Origin of the sequence: Terriglobus sp. 2YAB30_2, assembly GCF_052114765.1 — a bacterium.
Taxonomy (GTDB): Bacteria; Acidobacteriota; Terriglobia; order Terriglobales; family Acidobacteriaceae; genus Terriglobus.
In genome coordinates this window covers 140,802-164,855 of record NZ_JBFRFJ010000007.1, presented here as the reverse complement: position 1 = coordinate 164,855, position 24,054 = coordinate 140,802, and the positions used below count along the sequence as shown (strand labels likewise).

At 58.1% G+C, this 24,054-nt stretch carries 21 protein-coding genes; 9 read left to right on the top strand and 12 right to left on the bottom strand.

Annotated features, from left to right (window positions below):
* The first annotated feature begins 483 nt into the window (after positions 1-483).
* The gene (locus AB4Y89_RS12645; RefSeq protein WP_442301289.1) at positions 484-1,059 is read left to right on the top strand and encodes an RNA polymerase sigma factor; all 576 of its coding nucleotides are present in this window, start codon (positions 484-486) and stop codon (positions 1,057-1,059) included.
* A gap of 116 nt (positions 1,060-1,175) precedes the next feature.
* Here AB4Y89_RS12645 and AB4Y89_RS12640 read toward each other — a convergent pair whose 3' ends face one another.
* From AB4Y89_RS12640 to AB4Y89_RS12615, 6 genes are all read right to left on the bottom strand, one after another.
* Positions 1,176-2,141, bottom strand: coding sequence for a DsbA family protein (locus tag AB4Y89_RS12640; protein ID WP_442301288.1), 966 nt, complete (start codon positions 2,139-2,141; stop codon positions 1,176-1,178).
* 12 nt (positions 2,142-2,153) lie between these two features.
* Positions 2,154-3,815, bottom strand: a complete 1,662-nt coding sequence (locus AB4Y89_RS12635; protein ID WP_442301287.1) for an NAD+ synthase — start codon at positions 3,813-3,815, stop codon at positions 2,154-2,156.
* 51 nt (positions 3,816-3,866) lie between these two features.
* A complete protein-coding gene (locus AB4Y89_RS12630; RefSeq protein ID WP_442301286.1) occupies positions 3,867-5,372 on the bottom strand; it encodes a sugar transferase in 1,506 nt (501 codons plus the stop codon).
* 236 nt (positions 5,373-5,608) lie between these two features.
* Positions 5,609-6,523: an ABC transporter ATP-binding protein gene (locus AB4Y89_RS12625; protein WP_442301285.1), complete on the bottom strand. Its 915-nt coding sequence runs from the start codon at positions 6,521-6,523 to the stop codon at positions 5,609-5,611.
* The gene (locus AB4Y89_RS12620) at positions 6,520-7,113 is read right to left on the bottom strand and encodes a molybdenum cofactor guanylyltransferase (protein ID WP_442301284.1); all 594 of its coding nucleotides are present in this window, start codon (positions 7,111-7,113) and stop codon (positions 6,520-6,522) included. The genes AB4Y89_RS12625 and AB4Y89_RS12620 overlap by 4 nt, the downstream gene beginning before the upstream one ends.
* Positions 7,114-7,116: 3 nt before the next feature.
* Positions 7,117-8,490: a dipeptidase gene (locus tag AB4Y89_RS12615; RefSeq protein WP_442301283.1), complete on the bottom strand. Its 1,374-nt coding sequence runs from the start codon at positions 8,488-8,490 to the stop codon at positions 7,117-7,119.
* A gap of 144 nt (positions 8,491-8,634) precedes the next feature.
* On the opposite strand from AB4Y89_RS12615, the gene AB4Y89_RS12610 reads away from it, so the two are divergent.
* The 3 genes from AB4Y89_RS12610 to AB4Y89_RS12600 all read left to right on the top strand — a co-directional run bounded on the left by AB4Y89_RS12610 (position 8,635) and on the right by AB4Y89_RS12600 (position 10,881).
* Positions 8,635-9,420 carry an ABC transporter ATP-binding protein gene (locus AB4Y89_RS12610; RefSeq protein WP_442301282.1) on the top strand — a complete coding sequence of 262 codons (786 nt, stop codon included), beginning with the start codon at positions 8,635-8,637 and terminating at the stop codon, positions 9,418-9,420.
* A 1-nt stretch (position 9,421) separates the two neighbouring features.
* Positions 9,422-10,168, top strand: coding sequence for an ABC transporter permease (locus tag AB4Y89_RS12605; protein WP_442301281.1), 747 nt, complete (start codon positions 9,422-9,424; stop codon positions 10,166-10,168).
* Positions 10,169-10,281: 113 nt separating this feature from the next.
* Entirely contained in the window at positions 10,282-10,881 is a 600-nt protein-coding gene (locus AB4Y89_RS12600; protein WP_442301280.1) for a TetR/AcrR family transcriptional regulator, read from the top strand.
* Between the two features lie 121 nt (positions 10,882-11,002).
* Here AB4Y89_RS12600 and AB4Y89_RS12595 read toward each other — a convergent pair whose 3' ends face one another.
* The gene (locus AB4Y89_RS12595; RefSeq protein WP_442301279.1) at positions 11,003-11,326 is read right to left on the bottom strand and encodes a rhodanese-like domain-containing protein; all 324 of its coding nucleotides are present in this window, start codon (positions 11,324-11,326) and stop codon (positions 11,003-11,005) included.
* A 104-nt stretch (positions 11,327-11,430) separates the two neighbouring features.
* Between AB4Y89_RS12595 and AB4Y89_RS12590 the strand changes: the two genes are divergently transcribed.
* From AB4Y89_RS12590 to AB4Y89_RS12580, 3 genes are read left to right on the top strand one after another with little or no spacing between them, the layout of a single operon-like run.
* Positions 11,431-12,867, top strand: a complete 1,437-nt coding sequence (locus tag AB4Y89_RS12590; protein WP_442301278.1) for a sigma-54-dependent transcriptional regulator — start codon at positions 11,431-11,433, stop codon at positions 12,865-12,867.
* 18 nt (positions 12,868-12,885) lie between these two features.
* Positions 12,886-14,778 (top strand): sensor histidine kinase, encoded by a 1,893-nt coding sequence (locus AB4Y89_RS12585; protein ID WP_442301277.1) that lies wholly within the window; start codon positions 12,886-12,888, stop codon positions 14,776-14,778.
* The gene (locus tag AB4Y89_RS12580; protein WP_442301276.1) at positions 14,775-15,359 is read left to right on the top strand and encodes a hypothetical protein; all 585 of its coding nucleotides are present in this window, start codon (positions 14,775-14,777) and stop codon (positions 15,357-15,359) included. The genes AB4Y89_RS12585 and AB4Y89_RS12580 overlap by 4 nt, the downstream gene beginning before the upstream one ends.
* Positions 15,360-15,493: 134 nt before the next feature.
* On the opposite strand, the gene secA is transcribed toward AB4Y89_RS12580, so the two are convergent.
* The 4 genes from secA to AB4Y89_RS12560 all read right to left on the bottom strand — a co-directional run bounded on the left by secA (position 15,494) and on the right by AB4Y89_RS12560 (position 21,538).
* Positions 15,494-18,478: a preprotein translocase subunit SecA gene (secA, locus tag AB4Y89_RS12575; RefSeq protein WP_442301275.1), complete on the bottom strand. Its 2,985-nt coding sequence runs from the start codon at positions 18,476-18,478 to the stop codon at positions 15,494-15,496.
* A 372-nt stretch (positions 18,479-18,850) separates the two neighbouring features.
* A complete protein-coding gene (locus AB4Y89_RS12570; RefSeq protein WP_442301274.1) occupies positions 18,851-19,663 on the bottom strand; it encodes a rhamnogalacturonan acetylesterase in 813 nt (270 codons plus the stop codon).
* A 16-nt stretch (positions 19,664-19,679) separates the two neighbouring features.
* Positions 19,680-20,615: a tyrosine-type recombinase/integrase gene (locus AB4Y89_RS12565; RefSeq protein ID WP_442301273.1), complete on the bottom strand. Its 936-nt coding sequence runs from the start codon at positions 20,613-20,615 to the stop codon at positions 19,680-19,682.
* Entirely contained in the window at positions 20,612-21,538 is a 927-nt protein-coding gene (locus AB4Y89_RS12560) for a tyrosine recombinase (RefSeq protein WP_442301272.1), read from the bottom strand. The genes AB4Y89_RS12565 and AB4Y89_RS12560 overlap by 4 nt, the downstream gene beginning before the upstream one ends.
* A gap of 69 nt (positions 21,539-21,607) precedes the next feature.
* On the opposite strand from AB4Y89_RS12560, the gene AB4Y89_RS12555 reads away from it, so the two are divergent.
* Both AB4Y89_RS12555 and AB4Y89_RS12550 read left to right on the top strand, forming a co-directional pair.
* Positions 21,608-22,330: an HAD family hydrolase gene (locus AB4Y89_RS12555; protein ID WP_442301271.1), complete on the top strand. Its 723-nt coding sequence runs from the start codon at positions 21,608-21,610 to the stop codon at positions 22,328-22,330.
* Positions 22,331-22,368: 38 nt separating this feature from the next.
* Positions 22,369-22,833, top strand: a complete 465-nt coding sequence (locus tag AB4Y89_RS12550; protein WP_442301270.1) for a (deoxy)nucleoside triphosphate pyrophosphohydrolase — start codon at positions 22,369-22,371, stop codon at positions 22,831-22,833.
* Here the strand turns inward: AB4Y89_RS12550 and AB4Y89_RS12545 are convergent.
* On the bottom strand, positions 22,830-24,053 hold the full coding sequence (locus AB4Y89_RS12545) for an Nramp family divalent metal transporter (protein ID WP_442301370.1): 1,224 nt from the start codon (positions 24,051-24,053) through the stop codon (positions 22,830-22,832). The two genes, AB4Y89_RS12550 and AB4Y89_RS12545, sit on opposite strands and share 4 nt — an antisense overlap.
* Position 24,054: the final 1 nt, after the last annotated feature.

The following is a 24,054-nucleotide window of genomic DNA, read 5'->3' as shown; positions in this document are numbered from 1 at the left end:
GATGTTGACAAGCGGTCTATACTGACCATAATCATGCGCTTAACTTCTCATCGAGCAGCGTCGAACGCCGGGAAACCTGCATTACGGGTTTCATGGGCCTTCGCATTGCTTTGCCTCGTTGTGATCGTGGCGGTATTTGCATGGGGAACGGCTTATAAGATTTCGCTCTACCGCAGCCTTGACGGTCCCACATTTCCGCATGTGAAGATGGGCACCACCTCCGACGGCCCGATGAAACGGGCTATTGGCACGGCTGTTCTTGCCCTTGCTCTTCTTCCCTGGCTGGCAGCGTTGAAACCTCCCAGACAGATGCAGCGCGTGGCCCGTAGTTGGATTACTCCACCGCGTCCAGCTACCATCGCGGAACAGCCTCAGCTTTTCCTTCGACCTCCTCCTCGCATCCGCTAGCTCATCCTCGCTCATGCCTTATGAGCGCTTCCATGGCTGCGATGCCCTCGGCGTCGCCTTCACTGGAGAAGCTAGATGGATCAGCATCATACTCCCTGTCCAACGGGGCGCATCGTCGCACTCACGGAACTGTTTCTCAACCGCCGCTCGCTTTTAAAGGGCATCGCCCACTCGATTCTGAGGAACGAAGCAGACGCTGAAGACGCGCTGCAGGAGGCCTACTACAAGGCCATGAACCGCATCGAGCAGTTGGCAGATGAGCACGCACTGCTCGGCTGGCTCTGCATGATCGTCCGTAACCACTCCCTGCAGATGCTCCGTAGCCGCCGGGTTCGCCAGGCCGGCTCGATCGACACCGAACCGGAGATGCGTTTTGCCGTCGAATCGCTTACCACCACCGAGGATGAATCTCCGGAACACATCTGCATTGAACGCGAGATGTTCCAGCGCACCATGGCCCGGCTCGACCTTCTGCCAGCCAATATGAAGGCAACGGTTACGATGCACTATCTCTCGGAGATGAGTCTGAGCGAAATCGCCGAGCGCCAGGGACATACCATCCCGGCACTCAAAAGCTATCTCTACCGGGGCCGGAAAATACTTCGGGGAGGGCCACTGCCCTCCCCGCGTGAAGGAACCGTCTGCGCCTAGAGCATTTTCCCTGTAGGTGTCGTGTAGGGCTTCCGCATTTATGGGCGTTTTCCGCGATGAAAACGCCGCTGCACGCTCTTTCGAGAAACCCAGCAACAGGGAAAATACTATAAGGCTTACTTGGACGGTGTTCCTGCCGGAACGCCGTCCTGCAGCGCCTGAAATGCGACGATCTGCTTCAGGACCTCATACGGGACGTTCCCGAGGGGAATCAGATGTCCATTAACCGAGATCATCGGTGTCTGGTCGACCCCGGAATCTTCCGCCAGTTTGATCTGTGCATCCACCTTCGCCTTCGTCGCCGGCGTTGACGCACAGGCAGCGATCGCCGCAGGATCCTGCCCGGCGGCGGTTGCCGCGGCAGCCAGGGTCTGGTCACCGGCCTCGGGGGTCAGAGCCTCCTGCTTTGCGAAGACCTCATGCAGGAAGGTAAAGAAGGCGTCATTGCTTTTCTGCGCCACGCAGACCCCGTAGGACGCTGCTTTATAGGCGTACGGATGAATTTCCGTCAGAGGATAGTTCTGAAACACGACTCGCGCATTCGGGAAGTCTGTCACCAGTTGATCGAAGATCTTCTCGGACTCTTTGCAGTGTGGGCACTGCATGTCGGCGAACTCGACCAGCAAAAGATCTTTCCCTGCCACACCCTTAGCCGGCCCATCGGCCCTCTGCTGCAGCGTTGACCGCAGCGCCGCGAACGGCTTCTCGCCGAAGGGCATCACCTGGTCACCAGCCAGAGCAAACTTGCCATCAGGCGTCGTCAGGAACTGCAGGGACTGCGGCTGCTGATTTGTTGCCTGCCCCTTCTGCGCAATAAAGACGACCACGCGGCTTATGCCCGGCGCCATGGTCTTCTGGATTGCCATGACACGCCAGATACGATTCACGTCATAACCCCACTGCGCCTTCAAAAACGCATTCACAGTCGCAACCGTTGGCGTCTCAGCGGTAAAGAACCTCGGATTAGGCTGCGGCAACGGATCAGCCTGTGCCGCGGAAGGAGCGTCCGCAGTCTGCGCCATGGCGGCTGCGCCGCCAGTAAGCGCCGCCGCAAGAACGAAACCAAGCATTTTCTTATTCAATGAGTGACCTTTCTAAACTTGAACCTTTACTGCAATGGGGAACCTGCGTCCGTTGCCGAAAGATTTGCGCGTCACCTTCAGCACCGGCGCGGCCTGTTGCCGCTTGTATTCACTGCGCTCGACTAATCGTAAAACCTGTTCCACCAAAGAACGGTCAACGCCCTGTGTCTTTGCTATCTGCTCAGCACTTTCGTATCGCTCCACATAGGCTTCAAGGATCGGATCGAGAATATCGTACGGCGGCAGCGAGTCCGTATCCAGTTGTCCCGGCCGCAACTCCGCTGAGGGTGGTTTCTCAATCGTTGCCACAGGAATGATCTCGCGCTCGCGATTGACGTAGCGGCTCAACGCATAGACGCTTGTCTTGGCCACATCCCCTATCACCGCCAGACCGCCGACCATATCGCCGTACAGCGTGCAGTAGCCGACCGCCATCTCGCTCTTATTGCCGGTTGTGAGCACCAGCGCGCCGAACTTATTCGAAAGCGCCATCAGCAGCGTTCCACGGATGCGTGGCTGAATGTTCTCCTCGGCAAGTCCGAACGATGTTCCCTGGAAGAGCGGATGCAGCACCTGGGTGAACTGGTCGTAGATCTCGCGGATGGCCAGGAGCTCGAAGCGAATCCCCAGGTTCTGAGCCAGAGCTCGTGCATCCTCCACCGAGTGAGATGACGAGAATTCGCTGGGCATGCCAATGCCGATCACATTGTCCGCGCCAAATGCTTCCCTAGCAATTGCTGCAACCAGCGCTGAATCGATCCCTCCGCTCAAGCCAACCAGGACCTTTGAAAATCCGCATTTACGCACGTAGTCGCGCGTGCCCATCACCAGTGCCTGCCAGGCTCCAGCCACCTCATCGTCCTGCACGACGGGGACGCAGGGAGTACTGCGATCGGCGGTATCGAAGATCACCAGATCTTCTTCGAACGATTTTGCCCGGGCGATCACACAGCCTTCCGGGTCGAAGGCGATCGAAGTTCCGTCGAACAGAAGGCTGTCATTCCCGCCGACCTGATTGCACATGGCAACCACCGCATGGTGACGGCGTGCCAGTGCAGCCAGCATCTCGCTACGCACCTGCCGCTTCTCTTTCCAATAGGGAGATGCTGAGATGTTCAGAATGATGGGTGGTGCATCGCTCTGCTGCGGCCATTTCTTCATCAGCTCTTCGACCGGGTCTACCGGATAAAACCGGCGCGGCCAGTACAGCTTGTCATTCCACGCATCCTCGCAGATGGTGATAGCGATGGGCTGCCCCTTCAACGTGACGATGGTCTGCTGCTGCGCCGGCTCGAAGTAGCGCTGTTCGTCGAAGACGTCGTAGAACGGCAGCAGCATCTTCTGCTGTAGAAAGCTCACACGTCCTTCGGTTAACAACGCAGCAACATTGCGTACATGCTTGCCCGTAATCACTCCGGACGGCAGCACTGCGCCACACAGAACAGAGGTATAGGCGGTCTGTTCCGCGATCTTTGCCAGGGTCTCGCTCGCGCGGGCGATAAAGACGTCTTTTTCCAGGAAGTCAGCGGGCAGGTAGCCGCAGACTGCGAGCTCCGGAAAGACGGTCAGGTCAGCCCCGGCGTCGACAGCTTGCCGGGTGAAGTCCAGAATTTTCTTGAGGTTGCCGGAGAAGTCCCCGATCGTAGGGTTGATCTGCGCCAGAGCAATCTTCACATATCCAGTGTACCGCCGACCGGAGCTGAAGGGCGTGTCCCAGGGCGTGTCCTAAGTCCCGGTGCCGGTGAAGACCACGCTGATGGTGCGGATCAGAATCTTAAGATCCAGACCAAAGGTCCAATTCTCCACGTATGCCGTATCGAGGGAGATGTAGTTGTCGAACGATGGATCCTGGCGCGCTTCCACCTGCCAAAGCCCCGTAATTCCCGGCAATACATCAAGACGGCGGAGATGGGAGATATCGTAACGCTCGACCTCGGCAGCAAGCGGTGGCCGCGGGCCAACCAGGCTCATATCGCCTCGAAGTACGTTCCACAACTGCGGCAGCTCATCCAGGGAGTACTTCCGCAGGATGCGGCCCACACGCGTGATACGGGGATCCTGCTTGATCTTGAAGAGAATGCCATCACGCTCATTCATATGAGCCAGCTTCTTCTTCAGCTCGTCGGCGTTCGGCACCATCGTGCGGAACTTGAAGCACCCAAACTTACGCCCCTTGCGACCGATACGTTCCGCGCGATAGAAGATAGGCCCCTTCGAGTCCAGCCGCACCATGATGGCAATCAGGAGCATCAGTGGCGACAGCAAGGTCAGAGCCAGCGACGAAATAGCCAGATCCAGGATTCTCTTCGCCATAAAAGCCCCGACCGGGAACTCACGACGATGCAGGGGGATGGTTGGGAACTGACCGATATACTCTACCGGCGCATTCCAGGCCAGGCCGTCATACAGGTCGGGCACGACACGCACATCGATGCCCGCAGATCGCGCTTCTTCTACGACGCCGATGACAATACTCCGTTCTGCCGGTACCGAAAAGAAAACCTCGTCGACAAACAAGCTGCGCGCCAGCGGAACAATATTGCGGAGATCGCCCACGACCTCCTGGTTCGAATTCAGCGCATCCTGCGGTGTCAACGAGACAAAGCCTTTGAAACGGAATCCGAAATGTTGCAGCGTCTCCAGGTGGTTACGTAGTGCCTGGGCCACACGGCCTGTTCCGATAATGAGAATGTTGCGGACCTCAAGCCCCTCGCGAAAACGCGAATACACCATCCTGCGCCACGCCGCACGGCGAATGGAAAGCGCTACCTGGGTAAAGGCTACGGTCAAAAGCACCACAACCCGCGAGATGCTCTCGCCGTGCGTCAGGTACAGGAATCCGCAAAACAGAAGCCCGGCTGTCAGCACAGACTCGAATGTCACTCGCTGTTCATGCAGACCGCTATGATGCTGGATCGGAGCATACAGCCCGTGAAGCCGCGAAAAGAAGACCACGCAAAATGCGAATGAGAACAGGTACCAGAGAAACTGCTGCTGCATCGCCTGGACCAACATCTCGCGATAGAGAGTGGTGCTGGGAATGCCGGTTCCCTGGAATCGCATCCGGAATGCGATCACGCCGCACAAAACAGCGGTCAAACAATCAACAGATGCCCACATCAGCGCAGGCGCGGAACTACTCAGCACAGCGCCCCGGCCGGTCCGGCGCGCAGCAGAACGCCCGCGCTTACCAGCCACTACCGCCTGTTGCAGATATTCAGGTGCTGCCATCGAAAACTCGCCTAATCCCTGGCTAAACAAAAAGTTTTGTGAGCCTTCAGTGCATCGATACCATCTGCACAATATCGCCCTATGAAGGTGAAGTGACTACTACATCTGGATCTTGGTCCGTTGTTGACAGAATAACCTTGCGGCATCTCTGAGAACAACCCCTAAGATGCTTCCACGTACCATTACTAAGTCCAGTTTTCTCCGTTAGATAACACAAATCAGCGACGGAAGTTGCCTTAGACGGGCAAAACTAGTTCGTCGAGCGCCAGGAACTCCCGCAGGACTGGATCGTTGGTTCGCTCCATCTCCTCAATCGTTCCAAAGAACTGCGCTTTTCCTTCGTGCAGGAATACCACGCGATCTGCCAGTTTTTTGGCAAACCTCATGTCGTGTGTCACAACGATACTGGTTAAGTGAAGTTGACGCTTTAGGCGTTCGATCAGGTTGCCCAACAGTTGTCCCATCAATGGGTCCACCATGGTTGTGGGCTCATCATACAAAATTGCCTCCGGCTGCGATGCCAATGCCCGGGCAATCGCCACGGATCGCTTCATCCCGGTAGACAGGTCCGACGGAAGAAGGTCTTCCATCCCTGCTACTCCAACCATCTCAAGCAATCCTTTGACCACTTGGCTGATCTGTTCTTCTCCAAGATCACCGCGCTCACGTAACGGAAAGGCAACATTCTCGCCCACGGTAATCGAATCAAACAGAGCCCCATTCTGAAAGACCATCGTGACCTTACGCCGGATCCCCTGCATCTCGCGCTCCGTGAACCCACAGATGTCCTCCCCGGCCACGCGTACCATGCCGGAGTCAGGCTTCAGAAATCCCATCAAAATCTGCAGGGAAACCGACTTCCCGACGCCACTTCGGCCAAGAATACAAAGGGTCTCGCCTGGCAGCACGCAGAAGCTGACCTGCTGCAGAACATGAGCATCTCCAAATGACTTTGAGACCTTCTCAAATGAGATATAGGGCAAGGGCTTGCCCGGAACAACAGCCGATTCCTTTGCCGCCTCGTTCTGCTCAGCGGCTTCCGTCATGAACTCTTCCACGACATCGGCCACTTCCCGGGACACATCCGCCGTCAAAGGCGAGTCTTCTCCAGGAATCTGCTCAGGTACGGCTGGTTCCCTTTCATGCATCATCTCTCCGCCTCCCACGAGATGTCGAAGCCTAGCCGGAGAAGGTCAGAAAGTTCCTGAGGAGTATTCAAATTGCGAAACTGCCCGGAAAATTCTTCCCCAGCTTCGACCCACTGCACCGGCGACACAAGCGCAGCCATCACCTTGTATTGTGCCATCTCGAGCGCACGCCGCAACTCAGGCAGCACGCTTCGACGATATGCCGCAACTAACGGCTGTGGGCGTTCCACGGTCCTGGTCACGATCGCTATTGCATTGGACGTGACCGTCATCTGAGCCAGGTTACGCATCCATGCCTCCGGGACCAGCGGCATATCCACCGGAAGAAACAACATCCACTCCGCTTCGGATGCTTCGAGAGCCGTCACGATGCCACCCACCGGGCCACATGAATACGGATCCTTCAATACGATAGAGCGCCGTTCTTCCGGATCGACATGTTCCCCGGAGGTGTACAGCAGGGTTGTACATGCCGCCAGCTTATCCAACGCGAGAGCATGCAGCGTTCTGCCATTGATTCGAAGTAGGGCCTTGTCGCGCCCCATCCGCGTGCTGCGGCCGCCGGCCAGCACACATCCTGCAAGCCCTTCCACGCGCTATGCTCCGCAGCTCTCCAGAAACAGAATGATGGAATCGATTCCTCGATAGAAGTTCGCGATATGGAACTTCTCATTTGGCGCATGCAGATTGTCATCTGGCAGACCGAAGCCCATCAGGATCACCGGCACCTTCAAGTAGCGTTCGAACTCCCCGACAATCGGAATCGAACCGCCGCCGCGAATAAAGACAGTGTCCTTCTTCCAGATCTCGTGCATCGCATTGACGGCTTTCTGCACGAAGGGATTCTCCGTACCGATCACCACCGGCTCCCCCGAGTGGATCAGGCGCGTCTCCACCGTTACGCCTCTGGGAGCAATCTTCTGGACATAAGCGGCGTACTTCTCATACGCGCCGGCCGACGTCATATTCGGCACGAGCCGCATACTGACCTTGGCCAAGGCCTTGGCCGGAATGACGGTCTTCGCTCCGGCTCCTGTAAATCCTCCCGGCATTCCGTGCACATCTAACGTCGGTCTGGCTGAGACGCGTTCAATGACGGAATACCCTTTCTCCCCGATCAACGCCGGAGACCCTACCTCGGTCTGACGGTAATGTTCTTCGTCAAACGGAAGACGCTTCCATGCGGCGAGCTCATCCTCTGTAGGCGGCTGGATATCGTCATAAAAGCCGGGAATGCGAATATGGTCATCGGCATCCTTCAAGCCGGCAATGATCTGCGCCAGCGCCACAAATGGATTCGGCGCCGCGCCGCCATAGATTCCCGAATGCAGGTCTGTTTTGGCTCCGCGGACTTCGATCTCGGTATAGATCATGCCGCGCAGGCCAACGCAGAGAGTGGGCAGTTCCGGCTCGAACATTTCGGTGTCGCACACCAGGGCCACATCCGCCTTCAACGCCTCAGGATGCTGCTGTACGTACTCGGCAATTCCCTCGCCTCCGACCTCTTCTTCCCCTTCGCAGAGAACCCTTACATTCACCGGCAGCTTGCCGCTGTACTCCTGGAAGAGAGCCTCCAGGGCCTTTACCTGCATCCAGAGCTGTCCTTTGTCATCCACGGCTCCGCGCGCATAGAGGTTGCCATTACGCTCTACCGGTTCAAAGGGAGGCGATAGCCACTCATCCAGAGGATCTGGCGGCTGAACATCATAGTGCCCATAGCACAGGACTGTGGGTTTTCCTGGAGCTCCCAGCCAGTCACCGTAGACCAGCGGATGGCCCGAGGTCTCAATCAGACGCACATTCTCCAACCCGATGCGCTTCAACTCCTCTGCAAGAAATGCGGCGGCCTTGCGTACATCCCCGGCATGGTCCGGCAAGGTAGAGATGGAAGGAATGCGCAGGAACTCCTTGAGTTCCGCCAATGCTTTCCCTTGGTTTTTCGCTGCAAACTCTAACGCTTTCTTCGACATACGCGTGACCGTCCTGATTCTTCCCGATCCTGGGGGCTCACTTGGGGTCTTCCCGAAAGGTCAATCATATACACGGCCGAAGGTTGGCGTTGACATAAGTGAACTAAACCGTTCAGTATTACAAAATCGAAGGGAGTGACCTGCATGATCAGTGTCCGTAACCTCGTCCGGCGATTTGGAGATTTCACTGCAGTCAAAGAGATCTCCTTCGATGTCGCTCAGGGCGAGATTTTTGCCTTCCTTGGCCCGAATGGGGCAGGTAAATCCACCACCATCAAAATGCTGACTACGCTGCTGCGGCCAACCAGCGGCTCCATTCAGCTCGACGGCATGGACCCCAATGTCCATCAGAAGGAAGCTCGACAGCGCTTTGGCATCGTTTTCCAGGACCCCAGCCTCGACCAGGAGCAGACCGCCTGGGAAAACATGGAGCTCCACGGCATCCTTTACCACGTGCCTCGCAAGGTACGGGCAACGCGCATTGAGTTTCTGCTGAAGACCTTTGAACTCTGGGACCGTAAGGACTCACTGGTTAAGACCTTTTCCGGCGGCATGAAGCGGCGGCTTGAGATCGCACGCGGACTGCTGCATACGCCAAAGATTCTCTTCCTGGATGAACCCACACTCGGCCTTGACCCACAGAGCCGCAACCAGCTCTGGACACACGTGAAGGCGTTGAACGAAACCGAAAAGACAACTGTCTTCCTGACGACACACTACATGGACGAGGCCGAAAAAATAGCCCATCGCATCGCCATCATGGATCACGGCGCCATCATCGCGCAGGGCACCTCGGCTGAACTGAAACAGCAGACATCCACGGACTCACTTGAAGCCGCATTCCTCGCGCTGACGGGCTCGTCTCTGCGTGACGAAAGCGCCGATGCAAAAGCAGGGCTGCGCCAGATGGCGCAGATGTGGAGGCGATAGCATGGGAGCAATCTACATTCTCTGGCTACGCGAACTGAAGCGGTATGTCCGCTCCCGGGTACAGATTGCCGCTTCGCTGGCGCAACCATGTCTGTACCTGTTCGCGTTCGGCTTTGGTTTTGGCGCTGTTTTCCGGCAGGCAGGCCACGGCAGTTACCTGCAATTCATGGCTCCGGGCGTCGTCGCCATGACAGTGCTTTTCTCTGCAGTCTTTTCAGGAATCGCCATGTTGTGGGACCGGCAGTTTGGCTTCCTGAAAGAGACGCTCGTGGCTCCTGTCTCACGGCTACAGATCATGATCGGCCGCACGCTTGGAGGTGCGACCGTGGCGATCATTCAGGGCACCATCGTTCTTGGCGTCTGCCTTCTGGCCGGCTTCCGCCCGCAAAGCTGGCTGGCACTGCCAGGTGCATTTCTCTTCCTCTTTCTCATCGCCCTGGTCTTTGCCGCGCTGGGCACAGCGCTCGGCTCGGCGATCAAAGATATGCAGGGGTTCCAGATCGTAATGAACTTTCTAGTCATGCCTATCTACTTTCTGTCGGGAGCATTGTTTCCACTCGACAATCAGAAGATCGGCATGAGGATAGCCAATCAGATCGATCCCTTGTCATACGGAGTGGACGGGCTGAGAGGAACGCTCACCAATGTGTGGCACTTCACGCCATCGACGAATCTCACGGTTCTGACGGTGGTCGCGGGGGCCTTCCTGTTACTGGGCGCCTACTTGTTTTCTAAGATCGAGGTCTAAAGCAATTCTCCTAATGCTGCAGCTCTGGACAAATCTGCAAATGCCGTTTTCTTCGAAGGAAAACGGCGCAAACAGCCAACTCTCCGCTTTACACCTTTAGGAGAATTGCTCAAGTGGCGCGCACACGAAGTCAAGTAGCTCACCAAAAGGTCATCGAGGCCGCAATCGCGCTCTTTGCCGAGCGCGGCCTCGATGCCACCAGCATGGACACCATCGCCGAGGTCTCCGGCGTCAGCAAAGCAACCATCTACAAGCACTGGTCGAACAAAGATGCGCTCTGCCTGGAAGCCCTGAGCTATCTCGTTGGGAACGATATCAGGGTTCCTGTGCCGGATACCGGCGATCTGCGCGCTGACCTCATTGCACGCCTGAGCTATCAACCCGCTCCGGATCGCGCCTATCTGCGCGAGCGCATTATGCCCCATGTCCTTGCTTATGCTTCCAGGAACCTGGAATTCGGGAAAGCCTGGCGAGCGCGTGCCATGTCTCCTGTCATCACCGTGTTGAAGGAGTGGATACAACGCGAACAGCAGCGTGGAATGCTGGTCCAAACGATTGATGTCGAGTCGGCGATTTCTCTGCTTATGGGACCACTGCTCTATCGCAATATCTTCCACAAGCGAGAACCGGGCAGCCAGGCCACATTCGCACCTCACCTGGAGCGGCATATCGCTGAGGCGTTTCTCGCCCTGTATGCGGTCCCCAAACGCTAAGACGTCTTCTAGAGCGTTTTCCCTGTTGCTGGGTATCGGGAAGGGGCGTGCATCGGCGTTTTCATTGCGGAAAACGCCCATAGATGCGGAAGCGTTACACTACACCTACAGGAAAAATGCTCTAATACCGCGGGATAGCAGGATCAACTTCGCGCGACCATGCGTCGATTCCGCCCGCAATCGACTGCACGCTCTCGAATCCCTCACGGCGAAGCCAGGCTGTTACTGAAAGCGAGCGTGCTCCGTGATGGCAAAGCACCACGATATGCGCGTCCGGGTCCAGTTCCTGGTGCGCGCGAGCCTTTACTTCGCCCATCGGCATCAAGACCGCACCTTCGATGCTGGCAAGCTGTACTTCAAGCGGCTCACGCACGTCTACCAGAACAGGAGCTGCCGACTGCTGTTTTAACCTGGCGTACTCGCTGACGGAAATCTCCCAGTCCATACCAAAAGGATACCCTGCGCGTGCATTTCCTGCTGTGCCGCACCTGCAATAGTGAACATTTTGCATCTAAACGCTCGTACACTTTTAGCTAGGATAGTTTTTTTGTGAATAAGGTTCTTATTGTTGAAGACGAGCCGAACGCTCGCACAGGACTCGCGGAATTGGTAGCCAGCTGGGGTTACCGTACTGACGTAGCCGGGGATGGTCTGGAAGGTCTGGAGAAGATCCAGCAGTGGGCTCCTTCCATCGTCATCACCGATCTGCGTATGCCGCGCATGGATGGTCTGGAATTACTGGATCGCATTTCGGAACTACAAACGAAGGTCGCCGTCATCATGGTGACGGCGCAGGGATCGATCGAGTCCGCTGTTGAAGCCATGCGCATCGGCGCCTATGACTTCATCCAAAAGCCCATTGACCCTGTTCGCTTGCGTACCATTCTGCAGAATGCAAGCCGACAGGTGGGTGCGGATATCGAGCTGGAAATCACGCGCCGCCGGCTGAAAGAGACCGGCGTGCTTGGCCCGCTCATCGGTTCTTCGACCAGCATGAAGGATATCTTCGAGCTGATCGAGCGCATCGCCCCCTCCAATGTCTCTGTCCTCGTCACGGGCGAGAGCGGGACGGGCAAGGAGTTGGCTGCCCGGGCGTTGCACGACCTCAGCCCCCGCAGGACTAAACCTTTTGTGGCGGTCAACTGCGCCGCCATCCCGGAGACACTGATCGAGAGCGAGATCTTCGGCCACGAAAAAGGCGCCTTCACCGGCGCGCAGGAACGCCGTGCGGGGTGCTTTGAGCTGGCAGAAGAAGGCACGCTGCTGCTGGATGAGATCGGTGAGATGCCTGCGGCAACCCAGGCCAAGCTGTTGCGCGTCCTGGAGGACCGCAAACTCCGCCGCCTGGGCGCAAAGGCTGAGACACCCGTCGACGTCCGTGTTATCGCCGCAACCAACAAAGACCCGCAGGCCGCAGTTGCTGCCGGCGAGCTCCGAGGCGATCTCTACTATCGTCTGAATGTCTTCAACATCCACATGCCTCCTCTGCGCGACCACCTCGGTGATGTTCCAGCGATCGCACAGTCGATGATTGAAGACATGAACCATCGTCATCACTGCACTGTCTCCGGCCTGACGGATACGCTCATGGCCAGATTGATGCACTATCCCTGGCCCGGCAACGTCCGCGAACTCCGCAATACGATTGAACGTGCGGTGATTCTTGCCGGTAACGGAGCTCTGGACATGAAACATCTGCCGGCGAACTTCGGAGAACACGGCTTCATTCCTCCAAGTCATACGGCATTCCAGAGGCCTGTACCGCAGGTCCCGGCGGCATTCCGGGAATCCGCCTCCTGGGCAGGAAACGATATCGTAGAACTAGAGGTAGGCACGACGGTTGATGAGGCCGAGCGCCAACTTATCCTGAAGACACTGGAGTCAACGAACAACAATAAGACCCGCGCCGCCGAGATTCTTGGTATCAGCTCAAAAACATTGCAGAACAAGCTGAAGGAATACGCCAGCGCGGGCGATGAGGCGTAACCCTCTCCCCCGATCGACATGCGCCTGAAGACAAAGCTCGTTCTCGCATTTACCGCGCTTACTTTCGCCGTCGTGCTGGTGTTATGCCTGGTTTTTCTGGGCGAACTGCTGCGCCAGCGCATCTCGCAGACCGGCGACAGCAATGACGTGTTGGTACGCGAGGTTACCCTTAGCACCCGCCAGGCGCTTGTGAGCGGCCTCCGGGAGCATCCCCCTGCTGATAACTCCGACGAAGCGTTTCAGAGCGCGGTGGCCAATGCCATTCGCGGATACCAACCGCTCGCCGACGAGATGAACGCCATTGTGCGTTACTCTCCCCCGGTACAGGACGTCACCATCACCGGAGTCCATGGCATTGTTCTCTCGTCGACGGATCCGACGCTGCTGGATCAGCAATTTCCTTATCGCTCGCCTTTCAACCTCATCAGTGGGGGGGGCGTTCTGCAACAGGCACGGGCCGTCTTTGGCCATCCCCAGGTGCTGGATGTCACTCTTCCTCTGGATCGCAACGGTCAGCCGTTCCTCACGATCCGCCTGGGGGTTCGTTCGACCTTTCTGCGCAGCAGCTACGCACCATGGTTGAAGGCCGCTGTTCTCTTTGCACTGGTGGCGCTTGCCGCCTGCGTCCTGATCGCAGCCCTGCTCTCCAGTCTTGCCCTTCACCCCATCGAGCGCATCAATCAGCAGCTTGAGCAGCTTATGCTGGCAAACTCGTCGACACCCCTGATCGAAGCTCCGCTCGATCAACCGGACGCGGTCGTCCGTGCCTCGCAAAGCATCGCTAAACTCGGAGAAAAGATCCGCACGACGGAGCAGATCTATTCTGCTTTACAGACCAATCTGAACCAGATGCTGGAGACCCTGCGCGACGGAGTCATCCTCTTCACCGCCGACCGGCGTGCCGTCATGGTCTCCGATGCAGTTGAAGGATTTCTCGGGCGCGACCGTGACGCCATTCTGGGCAATACCGCCGAAGACATCTTCAATCGTGGGACGGTGCTGGGACAGGCCGTCCGCGACTGCTTCGCCATGCATACCAACCTGATTGAAGAGCCGGTCGTACTGGAAGATGGCCGTGAAGCAAACGTCTCTCTTCAGTTCATTCACGACGAGCAGACCGGCAGCGGAGAACGCCTGGGAGCCCTGCTCACCCTGCATGACGCTCACTCCGCCAAGCAACTGGAGCAGGAGATCGAGGTCTCGCGCCGTTTGGCGGCAATCGGGCGTCTTACCGCCGGTGTCGGCCATGAGGTCAAAAACCCGATCAACGCCATGGTCGTCCACCTGGAGCTGCTGCGCAGCAAACTCGCGGAGGCGACCGATGCCAGCGCGCAGAAGCACGTCGACATCCTTGCCCAGGAGATGCAGCGCCTGGATCGTGTGGTACAGACCCTGGCGGACTTCTCCCGTCCGATCGACCTTCGTCTCTATGACTACGATCTGCGTGAGATCGTGCGTAAGGTAGGCGCACTCACCGTTGATTCGTTTTCGCACCAGAAGATCACCCTGGTTGAAGAGCTACCCCCCACTCCGCTGATGGTCCTGGTCGATGCGGAGCTGCTGCAACAAGCTGTGCTGAACATCGTCTTAAATGGTGCACAGGCCATGCCGAAAGGCGGCACGCTGCGCATTGTGCTTGACCGTAACGATGGAGACGCGCGACTGCGTATTATGGATGAGGGAGTTGGAATTCCCACTGAACTTCTGCCGAAGGTTTTCGATCTGTACTTTACTACCAAGCCCAAAGGAAGCGGCATTGGTCTGGCCATGACGTATCGCATGTTGCAATTGCACGGTGGCTCGATCGACGTTATGTCGAATACGAACCAGAATGCGCCGGACCACGGAAGCACCTTCACGATTCTGCTTCCCCTGAGTCATGGAGTACCAGGCGAAAGGAGCCGCGTATGACAAGCCGCTATCCAGTGCTGCTTACACTTGCGGCCGCCTGCATCGTGACCCAGGGCTGCAAGCATTCCCCCAAGGCCGTTCAGGCGGCCACTGCTCCCGTAATCACGGCCCCGCCGATCCAGGTGCCTCCGGCTGCTGTCCGGGAGGCAGAACGCCGCGTGGAAGCCGATATCCCTGCACCGCCGCCACCAGCGCCCCCGAAACAGGAAGAGCCGCAGCACCCCGCCCGGACACAGCGCCGGCCGCAACGGCCGCAGACGCAGCCCCCCACTACGCCGCCTCCTACCCAGAGCGCGAGTACAGGGACGCCTGTGCCAGATACCGCATCGGTGATTGGAGAGCTCTCTACCGGCGGCGACACCTCTTCCCAGGCCCGGCAACAGGCCGCAGAGCTCATCGCTGCAACGCAACGGCGCCTTGAGGGTCTCTCCGGCTCTGTGACGGGTTCGCACAAAACCGCTGTCGATCAGATTAAGGATTTTCTCTTGAAAGCGCGTGAAGCGCTGAAGGCCGGCGACGTGGACGGAGCCAATACGCTGACCACCAAAGCCAAATTGCTGCTTGACGATATCGCGCGCTAAGACTGGGTAGCCGGAAGGGGCGTCCAGTGGCGTTTCATTGCGGAAAACGCCCAAAGATGCGGAAGCCCTACATCACACCCAAAGGGAAAATGCTCCATCGCTCCGAATGACAAACCAATAAGGCCAATACGGCCTTAGGCTTCGGCGCCGTGACACTTCTTGTACTTCTTGCCGGAGCCGCAGGGGCACAGATCATTCCGTCCGACTTTCTCTCCTGTACGGCGCGGAGCAGCCGGCTCGGCAGCGGCGTCTCCGCCTGCTTGCCGGGCCGCATTCAGCTCGCGCTCCTTGCGCCGCTGGAACTCGCGCTCCAGCTCATCGATCGTCGTTTGCGGAGGGCGGGTCGGAATCGGGAGCTCGCGCATGGTCTGCGGAATCTGGGCGGCATTGTCAACGGAAGAGGCCGACGCAGCTTCCAGCTCCAGCGGAGCTGCAGGACGCAGCGCTGCCATTTGTTCCGGCGTCTCGATCGGCGTGCCATCCGGTCCGATGATCTGCATGCGGAAGAGCGTGCGCAACGTGTCTTCCTGGAAGCGCAGCATCATCGCCTCGAACATCTCGAACGATTCCTTCTTGTAGGCCACCAGAGGATCCTGCTGCGCATAGCCGCGCAGACCGATTCCCTCTTTCAGGTGGTCCATTGCCAGAAGGTGGTCCTTCCACAGACCGTCGAGCACGCTGAGCATGATGACGCGCTCGTGATAGCGCATACCCTGCGGCGACAGAATCTGCTCTTTGAACTCGTAACGGCCGCGCAGCTTCTCGTAGATCGCCTCGCCCAGCTCATGCCGGTTCAACTGCGAAGCGTCGATTTCCTTGTCCAGCCCCGGTCCAAAGACATCGCTCAGCGCGACGAAGAGCTCGGTCGTCTTCCACTGGTCCGGATGCACATCCGCGGGCGCATTCGCATCCAGAGCACTGCTGAGAGCCGTCGTCAGGTAGTCATCCAGAATCAATTCTTTCTGATCAACACCTTCCAGCAGGCCGCGGCGCAGACCGTAGACGGCTTCGCGCTGCTTGTTCATGACGTCGTCGTACTCGAGGACGTGCTTGCGGCTCTCGAAGTTCTGGGTTTCGACGGCCCTCTGCGCTGCCTCGATACGGCGTGTGATCATGTTGCTTTCGATCGGCACGCCCTCTTCCATACCCAGGCGCTGCAGCAGCGTGCTGACCCACTCACGCGCAAAGATGCGCATCAGGTCATCTTCGAGCGAGAGGTAGAACTTTGAAGCACCGGGATCGCCCTGGCGTCCGGCGCGTCCACGAAGCTGGTTGTCCACACGCCGAGATTCGTGCCGCTCGGTACCGATGATGAACAGACCACCAGCCTCGGTTACCTGGGCACGCTCTTCCGCTGCCCTGGCGGCGAACTCCGCAAAGACGGAATCCCACTGCTGCTGTGAGGTCTCGAACTCCTGCCCCTGGTAGTAGAACCGCGTCATGCCCGGTCCGGCAGTGGGTGAAATAGCGCCTTCAGCGGCGCTTACAGCACGCGCCAGCCCCTTCTTCACCAGATCCTGGCGCGTTATGAACTCCGCATTGCCACCCAGCAGAATGTCGGTACCGCGTCCGGCCATGTTGGTGGCGATGGTCACCATCCCCAGACGGCCGGCCTGTGCGACGATCTCAGCTTCGCGCTCGTGGAACTTAGCGTTCAGCACTACGTGACGGACGCCCTTCTTCTGCAGAATCTGCGAGAGGAGCTCCGACTTTTCAATCGAGGTGGTGCCTACCAGCACTGGCTGGTGACTGGCATGCAGGCGCTGAATCTCGTCTGCAACGGCAAAGTATTTTTCCTTTGCCGTGCGATAGACAACGTCCTGATGCTCTGAACGAAGCATCGGGCGGTTCGTTGGAATGACGACGATTTCGAGCTTGTAGATCTTGTCAAACTCAGCGGCTTCGGTCTCCGCGGTACCGGTCATGCCGGAGAGTTTTTTATACAAACGGAAGTAGTTCTGAAAGGTAATAGTCGCCAAGGTCTGGTCTTCCTTGCGGATAGCGACACCTTCCTTGGCCTCGATCGACTGGTGCAGACCGTCAGACCAGCGGCGGCCCGGCATCAGACGGCCCGTGAACTCGTCAACGATGATGACCTCGCCGTCCTTCACCACATACTCAACGTCGCGGCGATAGAGCGTATGCGCCTTAACCGCGGTCTCCACGTGATGCTTCAGATCCCAGTTTTCGGGATCCGCGATGTTTCCGATACCGAGCAGCTTTTCGATCTTCTCCCAGCCCTCGTCGGTCACGGTGATGGCTTTGTGCTTCTCGTCCACCACGTAGTCGCCGGTGTAGATCTTCTGTTCGATCGTCTCTGTCAGCTCGCCGCGCTCCAACTCCGGAATAATCACATTCACGCGAGCATACTTGTCCGTCGTCTGGTCGGTGGGGCCGCTGATGATGAGAGGCGTACGCGCTTCATCGATCAGGATGGAGTCCACCTCGTCGACGATGGAATAGTAGTGGCCGCGCTGCACCAGATCGGTCAGCTCGAACTTCATGTTGTCGCGGAGGTAGTCGAAGCCGAACTCGTTATTCGTTCCGTAGGTGATATCCGCGGCATAGGCCTCGCGCCGTTGGCGGTCATCGAGGTCGTGCACAATCACGCCGACCGTAAGACCCAGGAACTCGTAGATCTTTCCCATCCACTCGGCGTCGCGCTTGGCGAGGTAGTCGTTCACCGTAACCACGTGCACGCCCCTGCCGGCCAAAGCGTTCAGATAGCACGGCAAGGTGGCGACCAGCGTCTTACCTTCGCCGGTCTTCATTTCGGAGATCTTTCCGGAGTGCAGCACCATACCACCGATCAACTGCACGTCGAAGTGGCGCATGCCTACCGCACGCTTGCCCGCTTCGCGCACTACGGCAAAGGCCTCAGGCAGCAACTCATCCAGAGCCGCCTGCTCTGCCGCCCGCAAGGCGTCAGCATCTTCGATTCCATTCGTCTTAGCGGCGATCCGCTCACGGAATTCGACCGTTTTGGCGCGTAGCGCCTCATCTGACAGTGCCGCAACCGACGGCTCAAAAGCATTTATCTGCTCCACCACCGGGAGCAGCTTCTTCACGGCACGTTCATTACTGGTGCCGAAGACTTTCGCGAGAACGRTATTGATCAAAACGAGTTGTCCCTCGGGCACAATGCGCCCATCTATCAGTTTAGACGAAAGCTTCTGCCCTTGCTTGTAGGGCGTGTTATCCAATTCCTGCCGTCAGCGTTGCGAGCGCAAATTTGTTCAGACGAGGCGGAGGCTGAAGGCTGTGACGGGCGCACAGTCGAGGCCGACAACGAAGTATGGGCGAATTTGCGCCGCTACCCGAAGGGCCGGGGCAGATTTTCTTCACCCCAGCCAGCAAAGCTGACTGGGGACCCCGATTCCCGATCTCTTCGTCGCTCGTCGTTCCAGTAGGCCAGCTACAGTTCTCTCCTCGCTCCTCGATCTCGTAAAAATCTGCTCCCGGCGCTGACTGCAGCAATTGGATAACACGCCCTAATGCAGGTACGTAGTCAGCGGCGATTTTGCGTGCCGCAGAGCCTCTACGACAGCCCCTGCATTCAACTCAGCGCCCTCGGCGCTGGTGTGCGTGTGGTCAATGGGAAATAAAAGCTTTGTCTTTTCGGCACCCATCGCTTCCAACTTGTCGGCCTCGACCGTCGCCATATCGACAAACGCGACACGTTCCGCCTCAGCCGTCTGCCGGATAAAGCCGTCATACCCCATATCCCGTTCGATTTGTCCATCCGTCCAAATGTTGCGTACCGTCAGGGTCAGTAGAATCGGCGTTGCTCCTTTGGCGCGCGTATCTGCAATATATTTCCGCAGATACCAGCCGTAGGTGTGAACGACTTCCTTCGATCCATCCAGCAGCGTCACCTCTTTTTGTTCTTCGCCGATACCCTTCAGCGTGCCTCGCGGTTTTTCCCCATCCAGTTGGCCGCCGTCATTGTGTCCCATCTGGATCAGGACAAAATCGCCCTTCTTGAGCTGCGAAAGCACTGCGTCCCAGGCGCCTTCGTGGATGAAGGTCCGGCTGCTGCGCCCCGCACGGGCTCGATTCGCCACATTGACGCGCGAGGTATCGAAGTAGTGAGCGAAATGGTCACCCCAACCCAGATCTGCCTTGTTCTGCGCCGTCGAGTCACCCACGATGAAAATAGTCGGGAGTGACGAATTCGGGGGTGCGGCAGCGTTGTCGTACGTTGTGACCGGCCGGGCGACGGCATCGTCCGGATTTGATTGGGGCACCTGCCCCAGCGCAGCGCCAGAGCATGCAAGGAGCAGAAAGACAGGCAATGTACGCATACGCGCCACTTTACTACTATCTTGCCCGGGGATGCGTCTCGTCGTAGACGCGCTGCACCTGATTCACCGTAAGTTGCGTATATCGCTGGGTCGTCGAGAGCCGTTCGTGGCCAAGAATCTCCTGGATCGCACGTAGATCGGCGCCCTCCTCCAGCATGTGTGCTCCAAAGGCGTGCCGCAGCGTATGCGGATGCACATCCGCCGGCAAGCCTTTGCTGACCGCAATCGCCTTCACAATGCGGCCGATGCTACGCGTGGTCAACCGCGCCGCACCCCGAATCCGCGCATTCACCAGGAGTGGCCCCTCTTCCACCAGGGCTCCCTTACCGGCAGATGCCAGGCGCTGCTCCCTCTCCGGAAGATAGGCACGAATCGCCTCTGCGGCAGCGTCACCGAGAGGAACGAACCGCTCCTTGCGCCCTTTACCGCGGATGAGAATCACTTCGTTCTTCCACTGAATATCCGTAAGGTCCATACCTACCAGCTCCGAGTTACGGATGCCGCAGCCATAGAGCAACTCCCAGATCATGCGCTCACGCGCCGGCCAGGTCGCAGCCTCCTCATTGCTATCCATCGAGTCCAGAACGCGATTGACCTCTTCCACGCTGGGAACACGCGGCAGATGCTTCGGCAACTTCGGCGTGGAGACCAGGAGAGCCGGATTTTGCTGCACGTGGCCCGCCTTTGCCAGCCACTTGAACCACGATCGAATGGCTGCGAGAGCTCGCGCGGCTGACGGCTTTCCCAGGCCCCGATCGAACAAGACCGCCAGGTAGTTCCGGATGTGTGTGTGCTCGACCTTGAGGATGCTTCCCTGCTCGCCGAATGTCTCCGCCAGATACGTTGCGAAGTCTTTCAACTCGCGGCGGTATGCGCGCAGGGTATGCGGAGAAGCCCCGCGTTCGCCTTCAATCACTCGTAGAAACTCTTCCGCCAGATCCGCAAAACTCATGACGCAGCTCCTTCACGGCGCTTCGCGCGCGGATGATGCAGTCGGTGCACCTGCTTCAATCGGCCGAGAGCCACATGCGTATAGACCTGGGTCGTGGCGATATCGGCATGGCCCAACAGGGTCTGCACGCTGCGAAGGTCGGCTCCGTGCTCCACCATGTGAGTTGCGCAGCTATGCCGCAGCATATGCGGGCTGGCGCGTTTGTCCCACTTTTTCACCATCGTCCATACCCAGTCGCGTGTCAGCGGCTTGCCCCGCACACTCAGAAACAGCGTGCGCTCAAACTGTTTGCCGCAGAGCGCCGGGCGGCCTTCTTTCAGATAGCGCTCCAGGGCTTTGATCGATGGGACACCGAGAGGCACGATGCGCTCTTTATCACCTTTGCCGCGTACCTGAACACGCGCCTGGTCCAGATGCAGATCGGCTTCGCGTAATGTCGTAATCTCACTGACCCGCAATCCGCCTGCATATAGTAGCTCCAGAATGGCGTAGTCGCGCAGCATCTGCGGCTCCGCCTGGGGATGGGCCGCCATCTGCGCAGCGCGCATCAGTACGTCGCCCACTTCTGCCTCGGCCAATGATTTCGGCAGAACCTTCCATGAGGCCGGTGTCTCCAGGTTGACGGTCGGGTCGTGCTGGAGACGCTTGTCTTTTAGCAGCCAGCGGTAGAAGCCACGCCAGCAACTCAACTTTCGCGCAATGGAGCGCGACTCGACATGCCGCGACCGCATGTCTTCCATGAATGCACTCACCTGTGCCTGTGTCGCTGAAAGCAGCGAGGTGTTCGTCGTCTCCAGAAACTCCGCCAACTGCTCCAGATCCCGCAGGTAGCTCTCGCGGGAGAGCGGACGCAGCCCCTTCTCTACGCTGAGGTACGTCATGTACTCGCGTAGCAGTGCCGAATTGCGGGCAGCGTCGCTCATCCTTGTCATTATCCGGCGACGTGTACTCCGGCCTGCCATGGAGGAACCAAGGTGGATAGCAGGACGATCATGCAGAATAGAGAGATGCCCGTATCGTTCAGCACGGACCAGTTTCTCGCCTCCATCCGCACACTCGCGCCCAAAGTTGCCGTCTTCGACTGCGACGGCACGCTGTGGCATCCGGACTCAGGTTCGGGATTCATGCGCTGGAGCACCGAGACCGGCCTCTTCTCTCCGGAGCAGAGCGCCTGGATTGAAGGCCGTCATGCTGCCTATCGCAACGGCGATGTCGACGAGATCACAATCTGCGGCGAGATGGTGCAGGTCTACGAGGGACTGACCGATGAGGCCATCCGCTCCTCCGCGGCCGAGTTTTTCCGTACCGAGATCGAACCCTTTATCTTCCCCGAGATGTTCGACCTGGTTGCGGAGCTGCAGAAGAACGGAACCGAGATCTGGGCTGTCTCCTCCACGTGCGACTGGGTTGTAGAAGAGGGTGTCAGCCGCTTTCATATTCCTCCCGAGCGCGTTCTGGCGGCCTGCGTCGAGGTCAAAGCCGGTATCGCCACACGTACGCTGCGGGATGTCCCATCGGACGAGAATAAGGCCATCTCACTGCGCCGTGTCGGCCTTCCCCAGCCTGATGCCGTCTTTGGGAACTCCGTCCATGACGCGGCCATGCTTGAGCTCGCAAAGAAGCCCTATCCCGTAAATCCCAGCGCTGCCCTGGCCGAGATAAGCCATACGAACGGCTGGGCCGTTTACTATCCGGCTGCCGTCAGAACTCTCTGAGGCTCAGAGGCCCTGTCGGGCGTCTAACCTGTGTGTACGTGAGCCGAGCCGCGAAAAAAAGCCGACGCCGTCCTGGAGCCAAGGAAGCCGCGAAACAGATTCGTCTTGTTGTCGCCGCGCTGATCCTGCGCGAGACGGAGACTGGCCGCGAAGTCCTTGTCTGTCAGCGACGTCCGGAACAGGCGATGGCCCTCAAGTGGGAGTTCCCAGGCGGCAAGATCGAGGCCGGCGAATCCCCAGAGGCTGCCCTGCGCCGCGAGCTGAATGAAGAGCTTGGGATCGAGGCGGTCATCGGTCCACGCATTACCCGCCTGCGCCATAATTACCGCAACGGCGGGGCCGTCGACCTTCAGTTCTTCACCGTACACGAGTTCAAAGGGGCGCTGGAAAATCGTATTTTCAACGACATGCAGTGGACCCTGCTGCCTCGGCTGCCCGAGTTTGACTTTCTCGCCGCGGACCTGACCCTGATCCAGGATCTTGCCTCGGGTAAGTTGCTTTAGTACAAACCCTTGATCGTATTCCACAGCATCACGGCGGTCAGCCCGATCACAACGACCGCAGTTGTCCACGCGACCAGGTTCAGCCACAGATTGTTCGTCCAGGTGCCCATCAGCTCCTTCCGGTTGATGAGCTTGAGCATGAAGATCAGGACGATTGGCAGCAGTACGCCATTTAGCACCTGCGACAGAATCGTCATCGGCACGAGCGGGAAGTTGGGGATCAACACCACCGCAGCTCCCGCCACAATCAGGATCGTGTAGAGCCAGTAGAAGAACGGCGCTTGGCCAAACCGCTTATCAACACCACTCTCGAACCCCAGTCCCTCGCACACCGTGTATGCCGTGGAGAGAGGCAGAATCGACGCCGCGAAGAGACTGGCATTGAATAACCCGGCAGCAAACAGGATGAACGCGTAGTCGCCGGCCACCGGTTTCATTGCTTCCGCGGCGTCGGCTGGAACTTGAATATCGCGCATACCGTGCGTGTAGAGCGTCACGGCGCACACCACTACGATGAACCAGGCCACGATGTCGGTAAAGATGGAGCCGACGATGACATCCAGACGCGATGCACGATACTGCCTGACGGAGACACCCTTCTCGACGATCGACGACTGCAGATAGAACTGCATCCAGGGCGTGATGGTGGTGCCGATCACACCGATCGTCATGTAGATATACTTGCGGTCGCTCCAGACCTCGCGTCCGGGGAGTTTTACTGTCTCGACCAGCGCCGTATGCCAGTCTGGACGTCCCAGCACACCCGCAATGATGTAGGCGATATAGAAGACACTGGCCACAAGAAAAATCTTCTCGACGTTCTTGTAATCGCCAAGTACCACCAACGCCCATACCAGCAAGGCACAGATGGGCACACTGATGTACTTGCTGACGTGGAAGAGCTGCAGACTGCCGGCGATGCCGGAGAATTCGGCGATCACATTGCCGAAGTTGACGATGACCAGCAGCACCATCATGGCGAAGGTTATCCGCAACCCGAATTCTTCGCGGATTAGATCGCTCAGCCCTTTGCCAGTCACCGCTCCCATGCGGGCGCACATTTCCTGCACCACAATCAGCGCCAGCGTGATGGGGATCATGGTCCACAGCAGCTTGTAGCCATACTGTGCCCCTGCCAGGGAGTAGGTAAAAATACCACCAGCGTCGTTGTCGACGTTCGCCGTGATAAATCCTGGCCCCAGCACCGCCAAGAGCATCATG